Annotated in this window: 22 protein-coding genes; 4 read left to right on the forward strand and 18 right to left on the reverse strand. The window is 65.8% G+C overall.

Features of this window, described 5'->3' with window-relative positions:
• Positions 1–23: 23 nt before the first annotated feature.
• The 4 genes from E1J61_RS22900 to guaB form a co-directional block, all read right to left on the reverse strand.
• Positions 24–1010, reverse strand: a complete 987-nt coding sequence (locus E1J61_RS22900) for a tripartite tricarboxylate transporter substrate binding protein (RefSeq protein ID WP_133096286.1) — start codon at positions 1008–1010, stop codon at positions 24–26.
• A gap of 415 nt (positions 1011–1425) precedes the next feature.
• Positions 1426–3045, reverse strand: a complete 1620-nt coding sequence (gene guaA, locus E1J61_RS22905) for a glutamine-hydrolyzing GMP synthase (protein ID WP_133096287.1) — start codon at positions 3043–3045, stop codon at positions 1426–1428.
• Positions 3020–3628: a hypothetical protein gene (locus E1J61_RS22910; RefSeq protein WP_133096288.1), complete on the reverse strand. Its 609-nt coding sequence runs from the start codon at positions 3626–3628 to the stop codon at positions 3020–3022. The genes guaA and E1J61_RS22910 overlap by 26 nt, the downstream gene beginning before the upstream one ends.
• A gap of 227 nt (positions 3629–3855) precedes the next feature.
• Positions 3856–5319, reverse strand: a complete 1464-nt coding sequence (gene guaB, locus E1J61_RS22915; RefSeq protein WP_133096289.1) for an IMP dehydrogenase — start codon at positions 5317–5319, stop codon at positions 3856–3858.
• Between the two features lie 123 nt (positions 5320–5442).
• Here guaB and E1J61_RS22920 point away from each other — a divergent pair, with 123 nt between their 5' ends.
• Together E1J61_RS22920 and E1J61_RS22925 are read left to right on the forward strand one after the other, a co-directional pair.
• On the forward strand, positions 5443–6402 hold the full coding sequence (locus tag E1J61_RS22920; protein ID WP_133096290.1) for a DMT family transporter: 960 nt from the start codon (positions 5443–5445) through the stop codon (positions 6400–6402).
• 193 nt (positions 6403–6595) lie between these two features.
• The gene (locus tag E1J61_RS22925) at positions 6596–7126 is read left to right on the forward strand and encodes a DUF4124 domain-containing protein (protein ID WP_133096291.1); all 531 of its coding nucleotides are present in this window, start codon (positions 6596–6598) and stop codon (positions 7124–7126) included.
• 72 nt (positions 7127–7198) lie between these two features.
• Here E1J61_RS22925 and E1J61_RS22930 read toward each other — a convergent pair whose 3' ends face one another.
• Positions 7199–7543, reverse strand: a complete 345-nt coding sequence (locus E1J61_RS22930) for an RnfH family protein (RefSeq protein ID WP_133096292.1) — start codon at positions 7541–7543, stop codon at positions 7199–7201.
• Entirely contained in the window at positions 7530–7967 is a 438-nt protein-coding gene (locus E1J61_RS22935; RefSeq protein WP_133096293.1) for a type II toxin-antitoxin system RatA family toxin, read from the reverse strand. Before E1J61_RS22935 ends, E1J61_RS22930 begins: the two co-directional genes overlap by 14 nt.
• A gap of 178 nt (positions 7968–8145) precedes the next feature.
• Here E1J61_RS22935 and smpB point away from each other — a divergent pair, with 178 nt between their 5' ends.
• Entirely contained in the window at positions 8146–8598 is a 453-nt protein-coding gene (smpB, locus tag E1J61_RS22940) for an SsrA-binding protein SmpB (RefSeq protein ID WP_133096294.1), read from the forward strand.
• A 24-nt stretch (positions 8599–8622) separates the two neighbouring features.
• On the opposite strand, the gene E1J61_RS22945 is transcribed toward smpB, so the two are convergent.
• The 3 genes from E1J61_RS22945 to ppsA form a co-directional block, all read right to left on the reverse strand.
• Entirely contained in the window at positions 8623–9555 is a 933-nt protein-coding gene (locus E1J61_RS22945) for an SPFH domain-containing protein (RefSeq protein WP_029045868.1), read from the reverse strand.
• A gap of 98 nt (positions 9556–9653) precedes the next feature.
• Positions 9654–10076: an NfeD family protein gene (locus E1J61_RS22950; protein ID WP_133096295.1), complete on the reverse strand. Its 423-nt coding sequence runs from the start codon at positions 10074–10076 to the stop codon at positions 9654–9656.
• Between the two features lie 181 nt (positions 10077–10257).
• A complete protein-coding gene (ppsA, locus tag E1J61_RS22955; protein ID WP_133096296.1) occupies positions 10258–12642 on the reverse strand; it encodes a phosphoenolpyruvate synthase in 2385 nt (794 codons plus the stop codon).
• A 289-nt stretch (positions 12643–12931) separates the two neighbouring features.
• Between ppsA and E1J61_RS22960 the strand changes: the two genes are divergently transcribed.
• Positions 12932–13885, forward strand: a complete 954-nt coding sequence (locus tag E1J61_RS22960) for a pyruvate, water dikinase regulatory protein (RefSeq protein ID WP_218959498.1) — start codon at positions 12932–12934, stop codon at positions 13883–13885.
• A 34-nt stretch (positions 13886–13919) separates the two neighbouring features.
• Here E1J61_RS22960 and E1J61_RS22965 read toward each other — a convergent pair whose 3' ends face one another.
• The 9 genes from E1J61_RS22965 to rseP form a co-directional block, all read right to left on the reverse strand.
• The gene (locus E1J61_RS22965; protein ID WP_115703349.1) at positions 13920–14696 is read right to left on the reverse strand and encodes an RNA methyltransferase; all 777 of its coding nucleotides are present in this window, start codon (positions 14694–14696) and stop codon (positions 13920–13922) included.
• Positions 14693–15451, reverse strand: a complete 759-nt coding sequence (gene rnhB / locus E1J61_RS22970) for a ribonuclease HII (protein WP_133096297.1) — start codon at positions 15449–15451, stop codon at positions 14693–14695. Before rnhB ends, E1J61_RS22965 begins: the two co-directional genes overlap by 4 nt.
• Positions 15451–16659, reverse strand: coding sequence for a lipid-A-disaccharide synthase (gene lpxB / locus E1J61_RS22975; protein WP_133096298.1), 1209 nt, complete (start codon positions 16657–16659; stop codon positions 15451–15453). Before lpxB ends, rnhB begins: the two co-directional genes overlap by 1 nt.
• A gap of 13 nt (positions 16660–16672) precedes the next feature.
• Positions 16673–17476, reverse strand: coding sequence for an acyl-ACP--UDP-N-acetylglucosamine O-acyltransferase (gene lpxA / locus E1J61_RS22980; RefSeq protein WP_133096299.1), 804 nt, complete (start codon positions 17474–17476; stop codon positions 16673–16675).
• A 100-nt stretch (positions 17477–17576) separates the two neighbouring features.
• Positions 17577–18026, reverse strand: coding sequence for a 3-hydroxyacyl-ACP dehydratase FabZ (gene fabZ / locus E1J61_RS22985; protein WP_010809590.1), 450 nt, complete (start codon positions 18024–18026; stop codon positions 17577–17579).
• Between the two features lie 11 nt (positions 18027–18037).
• Positions 18038–19129 (reverse strand): UDP-3-O-(3-hydroxymyristoyl)glucosamine N-acyltransferase, encoded by a 1092-nt coding sequence (gene lpxD, locus E1J61_RS22990; RefSeq protein WP_133096300.1) that lies wholly within the window; start codon positions 19127–19129, stop codon positions 18038–18040.
• 43 nt (positions 19130–19172) lie between these two features.
• Entirely contained in the window at positions 19173–19700 is a 528-nt protein-coding gene (locus tag E1J61_RS22995) for an OmpH family outer membrane protein (RefSeq protein ID WP_133096301.1), read from the reverse strand.
• A 22-nt stretch (positions 19701–19722) separates the two neighbouring features.
• Positions 19723–22056, reverse strand: a complete 2334-nt coding sequence (gene bamA, locus E1J61_RS23000) for an outer membrane protein assembly factor BamA (protein ID WP_240745874.1) — start codon at positions 22054–22056, stop codon at positions 19723–19725.
• 96 nt (positions 22057–22152) lie between these two features.
• Positions 22153–23556 carry an RIP metalloprotease RseP gene (rseP, locus tag E1J61_RS23005; RefSeq protein WP_133096303.1) on the reverse strand — a complete coding sequence of 468 codons (1404 nt, stop codon included), beginning with the start codon at positions 23554–23556 and terminating at the stop codon, positions 22153–22155.
• Positions 23557–23575 lie beyond the last annotated feature (19 nt).

The following is a 23575-nucleotide window of genomic DNA, read 5'->3' on the forward strand; positions in this document are numbered from 1 at the left end:
TCGGGACCAGCGGGTGCGCTGCCTCACTTCTTCAGGTTGGTCCTGGCCACCAGCGCCTTCATCACCGCGTTGTCAGCCGCGATCATCGCCTTGAAGGTCGCTGCGTCGGCATAGGCAATGCCCAGGTTCTGCCGGCTCAGCGCCGCCACAAAGACCGGATCCGCCACCGCCTTGCGGCTGGCGGCCGCAAGGGTTTCGAGCACCTCGGGTGGCGTGCCTTTGGGCGCGGCCAGCCCGCGCCATGTGCCGATCGAGAGGGCGATACCCCGCTCACGAAGCGTCGGCACATTCTCGAAACCGCTGACACGCTGGTCGGCCATCACCGCGAGCGTCTTCACCTTGCCCGCAGCCACATAGGCCGATACCTCCGCGGGACTGACAGCCACCGCGTCGATATGCCCGCCCATCAACGCCACCAACGCCGGCGCCGCGCCGGTGAACGGCACGTGATTAAACTTGACGTGCGACTTGTCCTCCAACGCCGTCGCCGCCAGGTGCCAGATCGAACCCGGACCGGAATTCCCGACCTGCACCTCACCGGGGTGCGCCTTGGCGAATGCCAGGAACGCCTCGATGGTATTCCAGCGCGAATCGGCCCTCACCGTGATCGCGGACGGATCGGCATTCAGGCGTGCGATCGGCTCCAGCTGGGCGGGGTCTAACGTGGTCGGCCCGACATGCGGGACGATCACGGCTTCCGCGATGATTATGCCGAGCTTGTAGCCATCCGGCCTGGCGCGGGCCACTTCCGTCATGCCGATTGCGCCACTGGCGCCTGGCTTGTTCACCACGGTCAGCGGCTGCGGCAGGTACTTTCGCATGGCTTCGCTGAAGGCTCGCGCAACCGTATCAGTACCACCGCCCGCTGAGCTTGGCACCACCAGTTCGACAGCGTGACTCGGGTAAGTCGCCGCAGTAGTCTGGCCCATCACGGGAACTGCGGCAAGGAATGCGGCCAGTTGAGCGGCCAGCAATAAAGCTGTTTGAAGGTGCTTGCGGGGTAGTCGCATCTATGACTCACACGTTTAGCTAGCCGGCGGCATTGCAAGCATTGGAGCACTGTCGGGGACACAACGTGAAAGACTAGCACCATTTGCCGCTTGCCGGATTTGTCGTGCTGGCGAACGGCGTGGAGACCACCTTCGCCTGTCTCCAGTTTTTTCTCTAGCGCAGTCCGCAAGGGATGGTCATGGTCAGGAACACCGCGAAAGAGGTCTATCACGTGGGGCGCTGCATTTGATCCCGAATCGCCCGGCAGAGCCATCCCGAAGTTGATAGGAACGGCCACACTGGCGGCCTTGCTACCGACCCCAGAGTCCGATTTCAGTCGATAGCCATCGATAGCCAAAAACACGAAACCCGCGCAGCAGCGCGGGTTTCCGGGAGATTTCCGATCGTCAGCGATAGACTTCGGAGGACGTCAAATCACTCCCACTCGATCGTCGCCGGCGGCTTGCCCGACACGTCGTACACCACCCGGTTCAGGCCGCGCACCTCGTTGATGATGCGATTCGAGCAGCGGCCCAGCAACGCGTACGGCAGGTGCGCCCAATGCGCCGTCATGAAGTCGGTGGTCTGCACAGCGCGCAGCGCCACGACGTAGTCGTAGGTGCGGCCGTCGCCCATCACGCCCACCGACTTGACCGGCAGGAACACGGCAAATGCCTGGCTGGTCAGGTCATACCAGCTCTTGCCGACCTGGTTCGGCTCGCACAGGCCAGCGGCAGCGTCCTGCTCGGTGGCGATGGTCTTGCGCAGTTCTTCAATGAAGATGGCATCGGCGCGGCGCAGCAGGTCGGCATAGTCGCGCTTGACTTCGCCGAGGATGCGCACGCCCAGGCCCGGGCCCGGGAACGGATGGCGGTAGACCATTTCCGGCGGCAGGCCCAGTTCCACGCCGAGTTCGCGCACTTCGTCCTTGAACAGGTCGCGCAGCGGCTCGAGCAGCTTCAGGCCCAGCGTTTCGGGCAGGCCGCCGACGTTGTGGTGGCTCTTGATGGTGGTGGCCTTCTTGGTCTTGGTGCCGCCCGATTCCACCACGTCGGGGTAGATCGTGCCCTGCGCCAGCCACTTGGCCTTGCTCAGCTTCTTCGCCTCGGCCTGGAACACCTCGACGAACTCGCGGCCGATGATCTTGCGCTTCTGCTCGGGGTCGGTCACGCCGGACAGGTGGCCGAGGAACTGCTCGGAAGCGTCGATGTGCACGACCTTGGCGTGCAGGCGACCGGCGAACATTTCCATCACCATCTTGCCTTCGTCGAGGCGCAGCAGGCCGTGGTCGACGAAGACGCAGGTGAGCTGGTCGCCGATGGCGCGGTGGATCAGCGCCGCGGCCACCGACGAATCGACGCCGCCCGACAGGCCCAGGATCACCTCTTCGTCGCCGACCTGTTCGCGGATCTTGGCGACGGCTTCTTCGATGTGGTCGCGCATGACCCAGTCTGCCTTGCAGCCGGCGATCCCGAGCACGAAGCGCTCGAGCATCTGCCGGCCCTTGACGGTATGCGTGACCTCGGGATGGAACTGCACGGCATAGTAGCCGCGCGCTTCGTCGGCCATGCCGGCGATCGGGCAGCTCGGGGTGGACGCCATCAGCTTGAAGCCCGGCGGCAGGCCGGTGACCTTGTCGCCGTGGCTCATCCAGACCTTGAGCATGCCGTGGCCTTCCGCGGTGCGGAAATCCTCGATGTCCTTGAGCAGCGCGGTATGGCCATGGGCGCGCATCTCGGCGTAGCCGAACTCGCGCTGGTCGCTCCACTCGACCTTGCCGCCGAGCTGCACGGCCATGGTCTGCATGCCGTAGCAGATGCCGAGCACCGGCACGCCGAGGTCCCACACCGCCTGCGGCGCGCGCAGCTGGTGGTCTTCATAGGTGCTGGCGTGGCTGCCCGACAGGATGACGGCCTTGGGCGCGTACTCGCGCACGAAGTCGTCGGAGACGTCGTTCGGGTGGATTTCGCAGTAGACGTGCGCCTCGCGGACGCGGCGGGCGATCAGCTGCGTGACCTGCGAGCCGAAATCAAGAATGAGGATTTTGTCGTGCATGATGGGCCGATGGCGTGTCTTCCGTTGCGGGCTCGGTCACTTCCGTGCCGGGGCCATAGCCCGGCGGCGGCGTGATGACCGGCTCGCGCCGGTATTCTGGGGTATTCGTTGGGCGTGCCGCGGGGGCGACGCCGGGTTCCTTCCGGGTTTCCTGTTCCTTCAGCGCGCGTTCCATCTTCAGCTGCTGCTCGCGCACGCGCACGCGTTTCGCCGCGGGGATCTGCACCGCGGCAAAAAACAGCAGCACCACGGCCATGGTCGGCAGCCAGATCTTGCCGGCGCCTTCGAGCGGCAGCTCCAGGAACACCATCCAGGCAATGATCAGCATCGCGCTGGCGAGGTTCACATAGCCGGCCGTGCGTGCCACCGGTACCGTCAGCTGGCCGTTGAACGCGGCCTGCCACAGCAGCACCGACAGGCCGGCCAGCGCCACGCCCAGCAGTTGCCCGAACAGCGCGGGTTGTGGCTGCGGCAATTGCAGCGCCGCGTACAGCGTGGTGAATGGGGACATCAACAGCAGGACGCCCAGCAGCAGGTCCACCAGGGCATCGAAAAACAGCACGGCTCGCAGCAACACCTTCATTGGCGCTCCTCGTCTGGGCCCCGCCGGTGATGCGGCTGGCAGCAAGGCACGCCGGGACAGGCAACACCGGCGTGGCGCGCGGCCGGGGCCACGGTCGGGGCCGGATTGGAATCCGGTCGGACCAGGGCGGCGCTGCGCACCTCGCACCAAACCTCGCACGCCCTCGTCCCGCTGATCGCGGGTAGCGCACCGCCGCCACTGCGGACGGCGGGCGCGACCGCTGCGCGTCAGTCGATATGGTAGTTCGGCGCTTCCTTGGTGATCTGCACGTCGTGCACGTGCGATTCACGCATGCCGGCTGCCGTGATCTGGACGAACTGGGCACTCTCATGCCAGTCGGCGATCGACTTGCTGCCGCAGTAGCCCATCGAGGCACGCACGCCGCCCGTCAGCTGGTGGATGATGGCCATCACCGAACCCTTGTACGGAACGCGGCCTTCAATCCCCTCGGGGACCAGCTTGTCGACGTTGGCGGTGTTGTCTTCCTGGAAGTAGCGGTCAGCCGCGCCGTCCTTCATCGCGCCTACCGAACCCATGCCGCGGTAGCTCTTGAACGAGCGGCCCTGGTACAGGAACACTTCGCCCGGCGCTTCTTCGGTGCCGGAGAACATCCCGCCCATCATCACGGTGTGGGCGCCGGCCGCCAGGGCCTTGGCCACGTCACCCGAATAGCGGATGCCGCCGTCGGCGATCAGCGGCACGCCGGTGCCCTTGAGCGCCTCGGCCACGTTGGAAACGGCGGTGATCTGCGGCACGCCCACGCCAGCCACGATACGGGTGGTGCAGATCGAGCCGGGGCCGATGCCGACCTTGACGCCGTCGGCGCCATGCTCGACCAGCGCACGGGCGGCGTCGCCGGTGGCGATATTGCCGCCGATCACCTGCACTTGCGGGAAGTTCTGCTTGACCCAGCGCACGCGATCCAGCACGCCCTGGCTGTGGCCATGCGCCGTATCGACCACAATCACGTCGACGCCGGCCTTGACCAGCAGCTCGACACGCTCGTCGTTGTCCGGACCCACGCCGACCGCGGCGCCTACGCGCAGCTGGCCGTGGTCATCCTTGCTCGCCAGCGGGTTCTCGACCGCCTTCTGGATGTCCTTCACCGTGATCAGGCCGCGCAGCTCGAAGGCCTGGTTGACCACCAGCACGCGCTCCAGGCGGTGGCGGTTCATCAGGCGCTTGGCTTCTTCCAGCGGCGCGCCTTCGGCCACCGTCACCAGCTTCTCGCGCGGGGTCATCTTGGCGCGCACCGGGGCGTCGAGTTCTTCCTCGAAGCGCAGGTCGCGGTTGGTGATGATGCCGACGACGATCTTGCCTTCCAGCACCGGGAAGCCCGAAATGCCATGCTGCTGCGACAGCGCGATCACATCGCGGATCTTCGCGTCCGGCGAAATGGTGATCGGATCACGCAGCACGCCCGACTCGTAGCGCTTGACGCGCGACACTTCGCGGGCCTGGTCGGCGGGCTTCAGGTTCTTGTGGACGATGCCGATGCCACCGGCTTGCGCCATGGAGATCGCCAGGCGTGCCTCCGTCACCGTGTCCATGGCAGCGGACACCAGCGGAATGTTCAGTTCGATCGAACGGGACAGGCGAGTGCGGAGGGAAACATCCCGGGGAAGGACGGCCGAATAGGCCGGGACGAGCAGCACGTCATCGAATGTGAGTGCTTTCTGGACAAGACGCATAGCAAATCCTCTAGGCGCAAAAGCGAATTATACAGGAATGCGCGGCTGGCTGATGAACGGCAACGGGTTTTCCGGCGTGTCGTCTGCTATGCTCGTCGTCCTTTTAACCGGGCGTTGAAAAGCATGGGGATCGGCGTATTGTGCGGGCTGCTGGCGGGCGCGTTCTGGGGCATGGTCTTTATCGCGCCCAAGCTGCTGCCCGTGTTCTCGCCGTGGGAGCTGGCGATCGGGCGCTACCTGGCGTATGGCCTGGTCGCGCTGGTTGCCGCCCTGCCGCTGATCAAGCGCATCGCCCGCAAGCTGACCCGCGCCGATTGCGTGGCGCTGCTGCGCCAGGCCTTTACAGGCAACCTGCTCTACTACGTGCTGCTGGCCTTCGGCGTGCAGCTGGCCGGGGTCGGGCCGACTTCGCTGATTATCGGCATCCTGCCGATCACGGTCACCATCATGGGCCGGCGCGACCACGGTGCGGTGCCGCTGTCGCGGCTGCTGTGGCCGCTACTGGTGGTGGCCGCGGGCATCGCCTGCATCAACATCGACCTGTTCGGCGGCGGCCAGAGCGCACATGCCGCCGCGGCCGGTGACGCCGTGCGGCCGGTCTGGCAGAAGATTGCCGGCGTCTGCTGTGCCGCCGGCGCGCTGGTCTGCTGGACGCTCTATGCGGTCGACAACGCGCGCTACCTGCAGCGCAACCCGCACTACAGCGGCAATGAATGGTCGGCGCTCTATGGGCTGTCGACCGGCGCGGTATCGGCCGTGCTGGCCATAGTCGGCTGGCTGGTGGCGGGCGATGCCCTCACTTCCGGCGACAGCGGCCGCGACTGGCAGTGGTTCTGGATGGTCAACGCCGCGGTGGCGCTGGGCGCGTCGCTGATCGGCAATAACCTGTGGAACATCGCCAGCCGGCGCCTGCCGCTGACGCTGTCAGGCCAGATGATCGTGTTCGAGACGCTGTTCGCGCTGGCATACGGCTTTGTCTTCGACCACCGCTGGCCGCGGCCGCTGGAAATTGCCGCCATTGTGTTGCTGATGGTCGGCGTGGCCTGGTCGGTGCGCTTGCACGCCAGCGACAAGTCTGCGTAGACTAGCGGACGATGGCGCGGGGGTCACACGCGCCACATCAGAACTGAAGTACCAGGGTCAAACCGGCGCCATGCCCTGGCGCCAAGCCATCGCCCGCGGCAGGCCTGCCGCGGCATTGCCTCGCGCGCAGCCGGCGGCCCAGCAGTTCTCCAGCCGCATCCGTTCCTTACCAGCCACTTTGAGACGCCGCGCCATGAAACGATCGTCCGTGCTGTGCCTGCTTGCCGCTGCCGTCACCGCTGCCGCCTCGGCCCACGCCCATGCCTACTGGCAATGGCGCGATGCCAACGGCCGCATGGTCTACAGCGACGTGCCGCCCTCCGGCGCCGCTGCCAGGGTGCTGCGTGCCCCTGGCCGCAGCGCCGGCGAGTACCAGCCGGTGGAGGCCGCCAACGCGGAGACCGCCAACGCCCCCGTGGCTGCACCGGCCCCTGCCAGGGCCGCGGGAAAGGCGAAGGAGGCCCCGCCGCCCACGGCCGAAGAGGCCTTCCAGAAGCGCCGCGACTCGCGCCTGAAAGCCGCCGCGGAAGAGGCGCGCAAGGAAGCCGAGGCTGCCGACCGCGAGGCCCGCTGCGCCCAGCTGCGCAACTACGCCACCGGCCTGCAGCAAGGGATGCGCGCGGCGGTAGCGGGTCAGGACGGCTCGCTGCAGCACCTGAACAGCGAGCAGCGCCAGGCCGAACTGGTCAAGACCAGCGCCAGCCTCGAAAAGAACTGCAACTGAACATAAGCAAAAACGGGGCATCACGCCCCGTTTCGCGGTCAGTGCTGCGGCTGGTGGCGCAAGCCTTGCGGCTCAGCCATTGCCACGCAGCCATTTCTGGCCTTCCCGCGCCCCGCCCTCGCGCAGCTTCTGCACGCGCTTGCGCCGCGCCTGCTTGGGGTCGGCAGTCAGCGGCCGGTACACCTCCACGCGGTCGCCCTCGCGCACCACGGTATCGGGCGTCTTGAGCTTGCCGAAGATGCCCACCCGCATGGTCGACGGATCCACTTCCGGGCACGCCTGCTGCAGCCCCGAGCCGACGATGGCCGCAGCGATCGTGGTGCCCGCGGGCACGTCGATCTCCTTCAGGAATACCGCATGGGGCCGCGCATAGCACACCGTGACATGCACGGTGCCCGCGCCTTCAACTGGCGCCATAGACCACCTCGGCGCGCTTGACGAAGGCATCGACGAAGGTATTCGCGATCATGCTGAACACCGGGCCGATGAGCTTTTCCAGCAGCAGGCTCGAAAACTCATAGTGCAGGTGGAATTCGATCTTGCAGGCGTCCGCGCGCAGCGGCGTAAAGCGCCACGCGCCATTAAAGGTCTTGAAGGGCCCGTCGGCGAAGGTCATGTCGATGCGGGTCGGGCGCTCCTGCGTATTGCGGGTGTGGAAGAACTGCTGGATCCCCTTGAAATGGATATGGATCTTGGCGTCGAGCGTGGTTTCGGTCTGCTCGAACACCTCCACGCCGCCGCACCATGGCAGGAACTTGGGATAGTCCTCCACGCGCGTGACCAGGTCGTACATCTGCGCGGCGGAATAGCCGAGCAGCACGGATTTATGGACGTCTGCCATGTATTGGAAAATCTGGCTCCCGGCCATGCCTGGCGCATTGCGCCAGGACACAAGCCGGTACCGGGGCTGGTTTGCTAAAATCCCAATTTTAGCCGACGCTGGTCGCTGGCGGCACTTCGCCATGCGGCGCTGCAGCGATCCGGCCCGCTTTCACCACATTGTTCCCCTACCCGCACGCATGACCATCGCAGACAACAAGAAGGCCTTTTTCGACTACTTCATCGAAGAGCGATATGAGGCCGGGATCGTGCTGGAAGGCTGGGAAGTGAAGGCGATCCGCGCGAACCGAGTACAGATCAAGGAAGGCTACGTGGTGGTGCGCGACGCCGAGATGTTCCTGATCGGCGCCCATATCAGCCCGCTGCAGAGCGCCTCCACCCACGTCAACCCCGATCCGGTGCGCACGCGCAAGCTGCTGCTGAAGGCCGACGAGATCAAGAAGCTGATCGGCAAGGTCGAGCAGCGCGGCTACACGCTGGTGCCGCTGAACCTGCATTACACGCGCGGCAGAGTGAAATGCGAGATCGGCCTGGCCAAGGGCAAGAAGCAGTTCGACAAGCGCGAGACCGAAAAGCAGCGCGACTGGCAGCGCGAGAAGGCGCGCATCATGAAGGGCGACACCAAGGGATAATGCCGCCCGGCGGCGCCTGCGCGCTCAGGCGCCGGCCTTCTGCCCCTTCACGATCTGCAGCGCTGACGCGATCATGCTGCTCATCTCGCTCATATTCCCGGGCACGATCAGCGTATTGCCCTGCTTGGCCAGGTTGCCGAACGCAGCCACGTATTCCTCGGCCACCTTCAGGTTGACCGCGTCCATGCCGCCTTCGGTGCGGATCGCGTTGCCCACCTTCTGGATCGCCTGGGCATTGGCGTCCGCCACCGCCAGGATCGCCGCCGCCTCGCCCTGCGCCTTGTTGATGGCGGCCTGTTTCTCGCCTTCCGACTTCTGGATGGCCGCTTCCCGCGCACCCGTGGCCAGGTTGATCTGTTCCTGGCGCTTGCCCTCCGACGCGGCGATCAGCGCGCGCTTCTCGCGCTCGGCGGTGATCTGCGCCTGCATCGCATGCAGGATTTCCTTCGGCGGCGTCAGGTCCTTGATCTCGTAGCGCAGCACCTTGACGCCCCAGTTGGCGGCGGCCTCATCGAGCGCGTTCACCACGCTGTGGTTGATGAACTCGCGCTCCTCGAAGGTCTTGTCCAGCTCCAGCTTGCCGATCACCGAGCGCAGCGTGGTCTGCGACAGCTGCGTGATCGCCACCACGAAGTTGCTCGAGCCGTAGGACGCCTTCATCGGGTCGGTCACCTGGAAGTACAGCACGCCGTCCACCTGCAGCTGCGTATTGTCCTTGGTGATGCAGACCTGGCTGGGTACGTCCAGCGGGATTTCCTTGAGCACGTGCTTGTAGGCAACGCGGTCGACGAACGGCACCACGATCGACAGCCCCGGCGTCAGCGTCGCATGGTAGCGGCCCAGGCGCTCCAGCACCCAGGCGTGCTGCTGCGGCACGATCTTGATGCCCCTGGCGATCAGCACGATCACGGCAATAAGGATGATCAGCGGCAACAGGCCAAGCTGAAAAGCGAGCATGTAACAACCCTCCGGTCAGGAAACAGCGGTACGGCGCCGCCGGAACGGCGGCAGGCGGATGGTTGCGCGGCTGGCACCGGGCAACCCTTGGATGCGGCTCAGCGCGGCGAAACCACCAGCGTGCTGCCGCGCACTTCGACGATACGGTAGCGGCCCGGTGCCGCGGCGCAGTTCGGCGCAAGCTCGACGGTCCAGTCTGCGCCCCGGTACGGCACGCGCGCACGGCCGTTGGCGTCCCACGCTGCAACGTCGAGTTCCTGGCCGATGTCGAGATTGACGTTGGGATCGGCGGCGGCATTGCCGCGCCGCAGCTTGCCGAAACGGGTACGGCGCAGCCCGGCGATCAGCACCGCGGCGACCAGCGCCGCGGTCACCGTCTGCGCGGCGGGCGACAGGTCCAGCAAGGCCGCGACGCCGCCGGCGGCCAGCCCGACGGCCACCATCAGCAGGTAGAACGTGCCGGTATTCAGTTCGACGATCACCAGCGCGACCGCCGCCACGAACCAGATGTAGTACGCCATCCGAAATCCCCCCGTCCGATCGGTTCCCGGCAGCGAATGCCCGGAATCGATTCCCGAAAAACAAAAACCCCGCAGCGCCAGGGGCGCCTGCGGGGCCGATGCAACACCTGACGCAGGGGCCGGTGCCAGCCGGCTGCCCGAAGGCGCGCCGGCGAATGTCGTTATTGTGACGTCAAAAGCCTCAGGAAGCCAGCTTCTGCCAGGTGTCGACCACCGAATCGGGGTTCAGCGAGATCGACTTGATGCCTTCCCTGGTCAGCCATTCGGCAAAGTCCGGGTGGTCCGAAGGACCCTGGCCGCAGATGCCGACGTACTTGTCCAGGCGGAGGCACGCCGAAATGGCGCGCGACAGCATGAAGCACACCGCCGGATCGCGTTCGTCGAAGTCCTTGGCCAGCAACTCCATGCCCGAGTCGCGGTCCAGGCCCAGCGTCAGCTGCGTCAGGTCGTTCGAGCCGATCGAGAAACCGTCGAAGTACTGCAGGAACTCTTCGGCCAGGATCGCGTTGGACGGCACTTCGCACATCATGATGATGCGCAGGCCATTCTCGCCGCGCTTCAGGCCGTGCTTGGCCAGCAGGCCGATGACCTTCTCGGCCTGGCCCAGCGTACGCACGAACGGCACCATGATCTCGACGTTGGTCAGGCCCATTTCATCGCGCACGCGCTTCATGGCCTTGCATTCCATCTCGAACGCTTCGGCGAAGTCTTCGGCGATGTAGCGCGAGGCGCCGCGGAAGCCCAGCATCGGGTTTTCCTCGTCCGGCTCGTAGCGCGAGCCGCCGATCAGCTTCTTGTACTCGTTGGACTTGAAGTCCGACAGGCGCACGATCACGGGCTTCGGGTAGAAGGCCGCGCCGATGGTGGCGATGCCCTCGGCCAGCTTGTCAACGTAGAACGCGCGCGGGCTGGCGTGGCCGCGGGCCACGCTTTCCACGGCCTTCTTCAGGTCGGCATCGACCTGCGGATAGTCGAGGATGGCCTTCGGGTGGACCCCGATGTTGTTATTGATGATGAATTCCAGGCGGGCCAGGCCAACGCCGCAGTTCGGGATCTGCGCGAAGTCGAAGGCCAGCTGCGGGTTGCCCACGTTCATCATCAGCTTGACGTCGATTTCCGGCATGTCGCCACGCTGGACTTCGGTCACTTCCGTTTCGAGCAGGCCGTCGTAGATGCGGCCTTCGTCGCCCTCGGCGCACGACACGGTTACCAGCGTGCCATCCTTCAGGATGTCGGTGGCATCGCCGCAGCCGACCACGGCCGGCACGCCCAGTTCACGCGCGATGATGGCCGCGTGGCAGGTACGGCCGCCACGGTTGGTGACGATCGCCGAAGCGCGCTTCATCACCGGCTCCCAGTTCGGGTCGGTCATGTCGGCGACCAGCACGTCGCCGGGCTGCACGCGTTCCATCTCGGACGGATCGTTGATGACGCGGACCGGGCCGGTGCCGATCTTCTGGCCGATGGCGCGGCCGCTGGTCAGCACGGGGGCGGTACCCTTGAGCTTGAAGCGCTGCTCGGCCTTGCCGGCCGACTGGCTCTTCACCGTTTCCGGGCGGGCCTGCAGGATGTAGATCTTGCCGTCCTTGCCGTCCTTGCCCCACTCGATGTCCATCGGGCGGCCATAGTGCTTCTCGATGATCACCGCGTACCGGGCCAGCTCGGTCACGTCTTCGTCGGTGATCGAGTAGCGGTTGCGCAGCTCGGCCGGCACATCGACGGTCTTCACGCGGCCGGCTTCGCCCGGCTTGGTGAATTCCATCTTGATCAGCTTGGAGCCGATCGAGCGGCGGATGATCGGGTACTGGCCGGCTTGCAGCGTCGGCTTGAAGACGTAGAACTCGTCCGGGTTGACCGCGCCCTGCACCACCGTTTCGCCCAGGCCGTAGCTGGAGGTGATGAAAACCACATCGGGGAAGCCGGATTCGGTGTCGATGGTGAACATCACGCCGGAAGCGGCCAGGTCCGAACGGACCATGCGCTGGATACCGGCGGACAGTGCCACCACGTCATGGGCAAAACCCTTGTGCACGCGGTAGGAGATAGCGCGGTCGTTGTACAGCGAGGCGAACACGTGCTTGATCTTGTCCAGCACGTCGTCGATGCCGCTGACGTTCAGGTAGGACTCCTGCTGGCCGGCGAACGAGGCGTCGGGCAGGTCTTCGGCCGTGGCCGACGAACGCACCGCGAACGAAGCCTCGGCGCCTTCGCGCTCGGACACGCGGGCATAGAACTCACGGATTTCCTGTTCCAGGCGCGGCTGGAACGGAGCGGTGGCGACCCAGTCGCGGATCTCGGCACCGGCCTCGGCCAGGGCCTTGACGTCGTCGACGTCGAGCGTCTTCAGGCGCTGGGAAATGCGCTCGGTCAGGTTGTTGTGGGCGAGGAAGTCGCGGAAGGCAAGCGCGGTGGTAGCAAAACCGCCGGGAACGCGCACGCCGGCCTCCGCCAGCTGGGAGATCATCTCGCCCAGCGACGAATTCTTGCCGCCGACGATTTCCACGTCAGCCATGCGCAACTGCTCGAACGGCAACACGTAGGCGCCGTTATCTGCCTGGTTAGTCATGAGAGCCTCAAAACAAAGTAGAAAACTTGTTGCGCATGCCCGGTATGTTGTTCGCGTTCTGTTCCCGGACCGATCGCTTGGCTAAGCAACCCCATGCTCATGGTGCTGCAATGTTGCGGACACGGCGCTACGGCTCTCATCGCGCAGCGCACATTGTCGACAATTCCGGGCCTGGATTGATGCAAAGCGGGCCCCTCGCGGAATTGCTTAGCGAAAAGATCGCCGCTATTCTACCGTGCTGCGCCGCACTTTTCTGCGGAAGATTGAATCTATTTATTTGCGCAACCCCATGTCCCAGCCAGAAGCGCCCGGTACAGCGGATTCCGGGACCCAGCCTGGAACGCAGCCCGCCTCCCCGTCCACCCAAGCGACCGCGACAAGACCTGCGATAACGCCCGCTGCAGCCGCCCAGACCGGCGACCGGCCGCCGGTGCGTACCGTCTTTATCGTCTCGGATGGCACCGGGATCACTGCGGAAACGTTCAGCCACTCGATCCTGGCGCAGTTCGAAATGCGCTTCCGCAAGGTGCGGATGCCCTTCGTCGATACCCCGGAAAAGGCACATATCGCGGTCGGCAAGATCAACGAGGCCTTCCACAACGAAGGCGTGCCGCCGATCGTCTTCACCACGCTGGTCAACCAGGAAGCGAACAAGGCACTGCGACGTGCCAAGGCGATGATCCTGGACATGTTCCAGACCTTCATCGAGCCGCTCGAGAAGGAACTGGGGCTCAAGTCCACCCACGCCATCGGCCGCTTCCACCAGAATGCCGATACCGAGGCGTACAAGAACCGGATCGAGGCGATCAACTTCTCGCTGGCGCACGACGACGGCCAGTCGCACAAGAACCTCGAAGAAGCCGATGTGATCCTGGTGGGCGTGTCGCGCAGCGGCAAGACCCCAACCAGTCTCTACCTGGCGATGCAATACGGGCTGAAGGCAGCCAATTACCCGCTGATCCCGGACGATTTCGAGCGCGGCAAGCTGCCGTCGGCGCTGTACGCATTCAAGAGCAAGATCTTCGGGCTGTCGATCGACCCGCAGCGCCTGACCGAGATCCGCAACGAGCGCCGCCCCGGCAGCAAGTACGCGGCGGTGGAGAACTGCCGCTACGAGGTCAATGAGGCCGAGGCGATGATGCGGCGCGAAGGCATCAAGTGGCTGTCGTCGACGCACAAGTCGATCGAAGAGATTGCGACCACGATCCTGCAGGAGATCAAGGTCGATCGCGACAACTACTAGGCACAAACAAAAAGCGGCCGCCCGGCCGCTTTTTTCATCGCCGCTGCCGCACCGCCTCGAACAGGCAGATCGCGGTGGCGGCCGCCACGTTCAGCGATTCCAGGCCGCCCGGCTGTGGAATGCCGACCTTGCGCTTGACGTGCTGCATCCACGCGTCGCTGACGCCGGCGCCTTCATTGCCGACCACCCAGGCCACCGGCGCGCGCAGGTCCGTATCGAACACCGCGGCGTCGGCATGCGACGACGTCGCCAGCAATGGCAGCGCCAGCCGCGGTGCCAGCGACTCCACGGTGCAGTGCTCGACGATGTTCAGGTGGAAGTTGGCGCCCATGCTGGCGCGCAGCGTCTTCACCGACCAGGCGAACGCGCATCCCGTTGCCAGGAAGGCATGGCGAATGCCCGCCGCGGCGGCGCTGCGCAGGATCGAGCCGACATTGCCGGCGTCCTGCACGCCGTCGAGGATGATGCAGTCCTCTTCGATGCGCGCCGGCAGGTGGCCCGCAGGCGTTTCGATCACCAGCATCAGGTCGATGCCGTTGACCACGCCGGAAATCTGCGTGAACAGCGTATCAGCCAGCACTACCAGCCGCTCCGCGTCGACGCGCGCCAGCAGCGGCGCAACCTCGGCATGGTCGTAGTGGCGCTCGGACACCACGCAGGTGACTGGCTGGCCCAGTGCATCCACATAGGCCTGGGCCAGGTGCACGCCGTCGAGCAGCGACTGCCCGGCCTTGCGGCGCTGGTGGGTGGAGGTGGCCAGCGCCTTCAGGTGCTTGAACAGCGCGTTGTCGCGCGAGGTGACGTGCTTCACGGTGCGTCGGTTTGCAGGGTGCCTGGGGGCGCGGCCTGGATCGGGGTGGTGAGTTCGGCGACTTCGATGCCGTCAATGCCCCCGGCAGCAACTGCCGTCACCGCGGTAAACAGCGGACGCTGTGCCAGCGCCTCGCGCACCGGCGCGAACGAGCGGCGGTGATGCGGCGTGGCGCCGAACTCGGCCAGCGCCGCCATGTGCTGCGGCGTGGCGTAGCCGACGTGCGAGTCGAAGCCGTACTGCGGGTAGGTTGCGTGCAGCTCCATCAGGGCACGGTCGCGCGCCACCTTGGCCAGGATCGACGCTGCTGAAATCGCCTTGACCAGCGCGTCGCCCTTGACGATGGCCTCGACCGGGAACGGCACCTGCGGGCAGCGGTTGCCATCGACCTGCACCAGGTCCGGCACGATTCCCTTGGCGGCCAGGCCCTGCACGGCGCGCTGCATCGCCAGCATGCTGGCGTGGAAGATATTGATGGTGTCGATTTCCTCGACCGTGGCGAAGGCGATATGCCAACCCAGCGCTCGCTCGCAGATCTTCTCGTACAGCGCCTCGCGCTTGGCGGCGGTCAGGATCTTGGAATCGGCCAGCCCGCGGATCTGGCGCTTGGGGTCCAGCACCACGGCGGCGGCATAGACCGGGCCTGCCAACGGCCCCCTGCCCGCCTCGTCCACGCCGCACAAACGTTGCACGGCGGATGCGGAAGGAGCCAGGTCCAGTCCCATCTGCAGGGATACGGCATTGCGGCGGGCCATCAGACTTTGCCCCGGCTATGCATCAAATCGACCACCACATCGGCGGCAATCTGCGCGGTGTTGCACTTGAGCGTCTCGTGCATGCGGGTGAAATGCTCGTACAGGAAGGCGGTATTGCCCTCGTCGTTGAGCTGCAGCAGCGTTTCGCGGGCCAGCGCCTCGGGCGTGGCATCGTCCTGCAGCAGCTCGGGCACGACAAAGCGCCCTGAAAGGATATTAGGCAATCCCACGTACGGCAGGTAACCCTGCCGCTTCATGATCTGCGCGGTCAGCCAGGGCACCTTGTACGAGATCACCATCGGCTTCTTGTACAGCGCCGCCTCCAGCGTCGCGGTACCGCTGGCCAGCAGCACCACGTCAGCGGCTTCCATGGCCTGGTGCGACTTGCCGTCGACAATGGTCAGGCGCAGTTCCGGATACTGCCGGTGCAGGTCTTCGACGATGGCGCGCAGCGGCGCGCTTGCCGCCGGCAGCACGAACGCCAGGTTCGGGTCCATGCGCTGCATCTGCGCCATCGCGGCAAAGAAGGTGGCGCCAAGGTTGCGCACCTCGGACTGCCGGCTGCCAGGCAGCACCGCGACCACGCGGTGGCCGGCAGGCAGCCCCAGCTCGGCGCGCGCGCCGGCCACGTCAGGCACCATCGGGATCACGTCGGCGAGCGGGTGCCCGACGTAGGTGGCGGGAATGCCGGCCTTGGCGTAGATCTCGGGCTCAAACGGGAACAGGCACAGGATGTGGTCCACCGCGCGCGCGATGGTGCGGATGCGCCCGCCGCGCCAGGCCCAGATCGACGGGCTGACGAAATGCACCACCGGGATGCCGGCGCGGCGCAGCGGCACTTCCAGGCCGAAATTGAAATCCGGGGCGTCGACCCCGATAAAGCACTGCGGCGGCTCGGCCAGCAGCCAGTCTCGCACCTCGCGCCGGGTGCGCAGGATCTCGCGCAGCGAGCCCAGCACCTCGACATAGCCGTTGACCGACAGCGTTTCCATCGGCCAGCGCGAGACGAAGCCCTGCGCCATCATGCGCTTGCCGCCGATCCCGGCGTACGCCATGGTATCGCCCAGGCGGGCCTTGAGCCCGCCCATCATCAGCGATGCCAGCAGGTCGCCGGAGGCCTCTCCGGCCACCATGGCGATGGTGCCGCGCCTGGCGGCGGCAGAACCGTTGCCCGTGGGCAGGCCACCCCGAATCGCGGCGTCGACCATGTGCAGCCCGGTCTCAGCGCACGATGCCGCGCTGGGTGGCGGCAAGGAAGTCGACGAACGACTGCAGCGGCGCCGCGGTGCCGGCATCCGACTGGGCCAGCAAGGCGGCGATCTCGTTGCGGGCCTCGTCGAAGCTGAGGTCGGACTTGTAAAGCAGCTTGTAGGCCTGGCGCAGCGCGGCGATCTGGGCCGCATCGAAGCCGCGGCGGCGCAGCCCCTCCACGTTGACGCCATGCGGCGTCGCCTTGTTGCCGCCCTTGTCGCTGGCGGCGATCACGAACGGCGGCACGTCCTGCACCAGCGCCGAGGCACCGCCCAGCATCGCGTGGGCACCGATGCGCACGAACTGGTGCACGCCGCTCATGCCGCCCAGGATGGCCCAGTCGCCCACGTCGACGTGGCCGGCGATCTGCGCGTTGCTGGAAAACACGGTGTGGTTGCCGACCGAGCAGTCATGCGCGATATGCACGTAGGCCATGATCCAGTTGTCGCTGCCGATGCTGGTCAGGCCGCGGTCCTGCACCGTGCCGGTGTGGATCGTGGTGAATTCGCGGATGGTGTTGCGGTCGCCGATCTCGAGCCGGGTCGGCTCGTTGCGGTACTTCATGTCCTGCGGCACGCCGCCGACCGAGGCATAGGGACCGATGTTGTTGCCCTCGCCGATCGTGGTATGGCCCTCGACCGTCGTATGCGAGCCGATCCGGGTGCCGCTGCCGATCCGCACATTGGGGCCGACGATGGAGAACGGCCCGACGGTCACGTCGGCTGCAAGCTCTGCCTTCGGGTCAACCAGGGCGGTGGGGTGGATTTGCGTCATACGTCCTGTCCTGTGGTGTGTCTGGTGAAGAATGGGCCCCTGCGCGCGGCAAAGGTTCCCGTCCGCGCCGCGCGCCCGTCCGGGAGCGCGGCAGCCGGCCTCACTCGGCCTGCTTCACGGTGCACATCAGTTCCGCCTCGCAGGCGACCTTGTCGTCCACGGTGGCGAACGCCTTGAATTTCCAGATGCCGCGGATATAGCGCTCGACCGTCACATTCATGTGCAGCTGGTCGCCCGGGTACACCACCTGCTTGAAGCGGGCGCCGTCGATGCCGACAAAGTAGTACAGCGCGCCTTCCTTGCGCTCCATGTCGGCGCCGAAGGTCAGCAGGCCGGCCGACTGCGCCAGCGCTTCCAGGATCATCACGCCCGGCATCACCGGCTGTTCCGGGAAATGGCCCTGGAAGTAAGGCTCGTTGATGGTGACGTTCTTCAGCGTCTTGATCCGCTTCTGCGCTTCGAACTCCAGCACGCGGTCGACCAGCAGGAACGGGTACCGGTGCGGCAGCAGCTTGAGGATCTTGCGGATATCGATTTCGGCCGCGCTCATGATGATTTCTCTTAGTCTTGTGTGGGTTGGGACCCGGCGGACTGGCCGCGCAGGCGACGTTCCAGCGCCACCACGCGTTCGCGCAGCTTGCTCAGGCCGCGCACGATGGCTGCGTTGCGTTCCCACTCGCCGTGCGGCAGGAACGGGAAGACGCTGGTGAAATGGCCCCCGGGCTTGGTAATGGATTTGGTAATCGACGTACCGCCGGACACTGTGGTCCGGTCGGCGATGGTCAGGTGGCCGGCAAAATTGGCGGCGCCCCCGATCACGCAGAAGCGGCCGATGCGCGTGCTGCCCGATACCGCGGCGCAGCCGGCAATGACCGTATGGGCGCCGACCCGTACGTTGTGCGCGATCTGGACCTGGTTGTCGATCTTGCAGCCGTCCTCGACCACGGTGTCGGCCATGGCGCCGCGATCGATCGCCGTATTGGCGCCGACCTCCACGTCATGACCCAGCACCGCGCGTCCCGTTTGCGGGATCTTCACGTATTCGACGCCGGTGGCGCTGATATCGGGAGCGAAACCGAAGCCATCGGCGCCGATCACCACGCCGCTGTGCAGGATGGCGCGCGCGCCGACCACGCAGTGGTGGTAGATCGAAACATTGGCGTACAGCAGCGAATCGTCGCCGATCTCGGCACCGGCACCGACGTAGCCGTTGGCCAGGATGCGGACGCGCTCGCCCAGCCGCGCGCCGCGCTCGATCACCACGTTCGGGCCGATGAAGCACGACGCCGGCACCGCCGCGTCGGGCGACACGCTGGCACGCGGGTCGATGCCGACGCGGGGATCGTGGTTGGCTTCGCGATCGAAGCGCTGCGCCACGCGGGCAAAGCAGACGTAGGGATTGCGCGCCACCAGCCAGTTGCGGCCGTCGGCCCGGCCCTCGCCGCGGATGCGCTCGAGGTCGGCCGGCGACACGATCACGGCGCCGGCTTGCGAATCCAGCGCCTGCTGCAGGTAGAGCGGATTGGACAGGAACGAGAGCTCGCCCGCCGAAGCCTGGTCAAGGGGAGCCAGGCCAACGATCGCCAGGTCGGGATCACCCACAACCTGCGCGCCGTTCTCGGTGGCGAGCTGACCCAGTGTGGGTGTCTGCATGGCGGTACTTCCTGAAAAAAGGGACGAAACGAACAGCGGCGGCTTAGCGGGCGCCGGCGTTCAGCGCCTTCATCACGTCGTCGGTGATGTCGATGCGCGGGTTCACGTACACGGCTTCCTGCACGATCAGGTCGTACTTGCGCTGCTCCGCCAGCTGGCGGATCACGCGGTTGGCGCGCTCGAGCACCTGCGCCAGCTCTTCATTACGGCGCTGGTTCAGGTCCTCGCGGAACTCGCGCTGCTTGCGCTGGAACTCGCGATCGAGGTCGGCCACCTCGCGCTGGCGGCGCTGGCGGTCGGAGTCGGCCAGCACGGCGGTGTCCTTGTCGAGCTTGTCGGCCATGCCCTTGATCTTCTGGGCCATGTCCTGCAGCTCGCGGTCGCGCTTGGAGAACTCCTGCTCGAGCTTCACCTGGGCCTGCTTGGCCGGCTGCGAATCGCGCAGGATGCGCTCGGAATTGACGGCGGCAATGCGCGCCTCCTGGGCCATGGCCGGCATCGCGGTGCACAGCGCCGCGGTGGCGAATGCGGCGGCGCCCAGGGATTTGACCAGTTTGGATGTTGTCATCATGAAAACAGATCCTTTTACAGAATCAGAATGCCGTCCCGATCTGGAACTGGAAGCGCTGGACCTTGTCAGTTTCTTCCCGGTTGAGCGGGAAGCCCATGCTGATCTTCAGCGGGCCGATCGGCGACAGCCACGACATGCCGAAGCCGGTCGAGTACTTGAGGTCGCTGAACGAAATCGGCGCGCCTTCCTGGTAGACGTTACCGAAGTCGAAGAACGTGAACAGGCGCAGCGTGCGGTCGACACCCGAGCCCGGCAGCGGGAAGATGAATTCCACGTTACCGATCATCTTGGATGCACCGCCCACCGGGTTGCCGTTCTGGTCCTTAGGACCCAGCGTGCTGGTCTGGTAGCCGCGCACCGAGCCGATACCGCCGGCGTAGAAGTACTTGAACACCGGGAACGGCGTGTTGCCGTAGCCGTGGCCGTAAGCGACTTCACCGTTCAGCGCCAGCGTGAACGACTTCGAGATCGGATAGAAGTACTGCTGCTGCACGCTGGCGCGGTAGTACTGCGTATCGCCGCCCGGCAGGCCCACTTCCAGGTTGGCCTGGGTGTACGGGCCCTTGGTCGGGACCAGCGCGCTGTCGCGGCGGTCACGTGCCCAGCCGATCGTGAACGGGAAGTTGTTGATGCCGTCGCCGCTGTTCTTGCCGATCGCGTTCAGCCACGCCGTGTACTGGCTCGGCGTGTTGACCGAGGTATAGACCTGGGTGCGCTCGTAGCCGATACCGAAGAACACGGTGTCGACTTCCGAGAACGGCACGCCGAACTTGAAGCCGCCGCCGGCGGAGACGATCTTGTAGTCCTGGTCGCCGGTGTAGTACAGCGGACGCGAAGTGCGGTAGTAGATATCGGTCGAGCGGCTGATGCCGTCCACCGTGAAATACGGGTCGTACTGCGTCAGCGCGATGGTACGGAACGACTTGGCGGTGTTCACGTCCAGGCCCAGGCTGGTACCGGAGCCGAACACGTTGTCCTGGCGCAGGCCGGCCTGCAGCACCAGCTTGTCGGTGGACGAGAAGCCCACGCCCAGGCTGATCTGCCCGGTCGGTTTTTCGGTCACGTTGACGTTCACATCGACCTGGTCGGGCGCGCCGGCCACGTCCTCGGTGGTGATGTTGGTGTCGGTGAAGTAGCCGGTCCGGTTGATACGCGCCTGCGACTGCTGCAGCTTCTCGCTGTCGAACCACGAGCTTTCCATCTGGCGCATCTCGCGGCGCACCACTTCGTCGCGGGTCTTGCTGTTGCCCACCACGTTGACGCGGCGCACATAGACGCGCCGTCCCGGATCGACCATCAGCGTCAGCGCGACCTCGCGCTTTTCCTGGTCGATGTTCGGCTGCGGGTTGATCGTGGTGAAGGCGTAGCCATAGGTGCCAAGCAGGTCGGTAATGGCCTTGGTGCTGGCGGTCAGCTTTTCGGACGAGAAGATGTCGCCCTTCTTCAGCTGCAGCAGCTTTTCCATTTCCTCCTGCTTGCCCAGCAGTTCGCCGGCCAGGCGGATGTCGGACACCTTGTACTGCTCGCCTTCCTTGATGTTCAGCGTCAGGTAGATGTCCTTCTTGTCCGGCGTGATCGACACCTGGGTCGATTCGATCGCGAACTCGAGGTAGCCGCGGTTCAGGTAGTAGGAACGCAGCGCCTCCAGGTCGGCGGTCAGCTTCTGCTTCGAGTACAGGTCATTCTTGGTGTACCACGACAGCCAGTTCGGCGTGGACAGCTGCATCTCGTCGCGCAGCGTGCTTTCCTTGAACGCCTTGTTGCCGACGATATTGATCTGGCGGATCTTGGCGACCGGGCCTTCCTCGACGTTGAACACGACCGAGACGCGGTTGCGGTCCACCGGCGTAACCGTGGTCTGCACGTCGGCGGCATAGTAGCCGCGCGCGACATACTGGCGCTTGAGCTCCTGCTCCGCCTTGTCGATCAGCGCCTTGTCATAGTAGCGCGCTTCGGCGACGCCGACCGCGCGCAGCGAGCGGCGCAGCGTGTCCTTGTCGAATTCCTTGATGCCGACGAATTCCAGTTGCGAGATCGCCGGGCGTTCTTCCACCTGCACGACCAGCACGCCGTCTTCGGCGCGGATCTGCACGTCCTTGAAGAAGCCGGTATTGTAGAGGGCACGGATCGCATCGGCGCCCTTGTCGTCGGTGAACGTTTCACCGACGCGCACGGGGAGGTAGCCAAACACCGTACCCGGCTCGACGCGCTGCAGGCCCTCAACGCGGATGTCCCTGACGACGAACGGATCGGCAGCCCAGCCCGCCGGGCTCCAGGCTGCAATAACGGCACTCGCCAGCAAGCCCAGCGAAATGCGCTTATGTCTGATCAATGTTGATCCCCTCTTTGATTCCATCCAGGATTTTCCATGCCTCGTGGGACTGCGCATGGCAATGGCGCCCCCTGGCGACGGTGTCCGACGACACGACCGCCCCCTTGCCGACAAGCGTTTCTAGCCGTTCGCCAGAAACATTCGGCTGACGTCATTGAACAAAGCGAGCGAGGTCAGGAGCAGGATGCAGGCAATGCCAACCTTCTGCAGCATTGCCTGCCAGTGGTCTGGTACGGGCCGGCCAGTCAAAAATTCCACGCAATAATACAGCAAATGCCCCCCATCCAGAACCGGAATAGGTAACAAATTCAGTACACCGAGGCTGACGCTGACTAGCGCCAGGAAGCTGACAAAAGCCTGCAGGCCGAGGTTTGCGGCACGCCCGGCGTAGTCCGCCACTGTCAGCGGTCCGCTCAGGTTCTGCAGCGACGCCTGCCCCACCAGCATCTTGCCCAGCAGCTTCAGCGACAGCGCGCTGGTGTCCCACACCTGGCCGAACGCGCGCGCCAGCGCCTCGTCCGGACGGTAGCGCACCGTCTCCATCTCCACCGCCTGGCTGAGCGCCGCGCCCAGCTTGCCTGCGGGCGGCGCCGGCGCGCCGCTGGCATCCTTCTCGCCGTCGCGCGGGGCGGCAGCGTCCAGCGTCACCGGCACGTCCAGCCGCTTGCCGTCGCGCTCGATGCCGAGCGTCACGGTCTGGCCCGGCTGGCTGCGCACCGCCTTGATCAGCGCGCTGGCCTGGGTCATCGGGGTGCCCTGCCAGGCGACGATGCGGTCGCCCTTCTTCAGCCCGGCGCGCTCGGCGGCCGAGTCCGGCACTACCTCGGTGATCGTGACCGGCCCGCCTTTCAGATTCAGGCCCAGCGTGCTGAGCGGATCCTGCTCCGGGTTGCCGCCGGTATTGGGCAGGCGCGCCAGCGTGACGTCGCGCTCGGTGCCATCGGCGGCGCGCACGCGCAGCACGGCGCGCGCATCGCCGAAGCCCCCGGCGAAGACCGCCATGCGCAGGTCGTTCCAGGAACGCACCGCTTCGGTATGGCCGTTGGCGGTCAGCGACAGCACCCGGTCGCCTTCGCGCACGCCGGCCTGCTGCGCCATGGTGCCGGCCGCCGGCGCGGCGACGATCGGCGCGGGCTCGCGCATGCCGCCGGCGAACAGCGCGAAGTACAGCACGATCGCCAGCAGGAAATTGGCCAGCGGCCCGGCCGCGACGATGATAAAGCGCTTGCCGACCGGCTGGCGGTTGAACGCGCGCGGCAGGTCGGCCGGATCGATCCGGGCGTCGCGCTCGGGGTCGAACTCGCGCTCGTCCAGCATCTTCACGTAGCCGCCCAGCGGGATGGCCGCCACCGTCCATTCGGTGCGGTCGCGGCTCTTCGAGATCCAGCGTAGCAGCGGCCGCCCGAAGCCGATCGAAAAGCGCAACACCTTCACGCCGCAGGCGCGCGCGGCGAGGTAATGCCCCATCTCGTGCACGTAGATGAGTACGCACAAGGCAACAATGAAAGCGAGTACGGTTTGCATGGCGTCGGGACGTCAGTAA

Origin of the sequence: Cupriavidus sp. L7L, assembly GCF_004353535.1 — a bacterium.
In the GTDB taxonomy this organism is placed as follows: domain Bacteria; phylum Pseudomonadota; class Gammaproteobacteria; order Burkholderiales; family Burkholderiaceae; genus Cupriavidus; species Cupriavidus oxalaticus_A.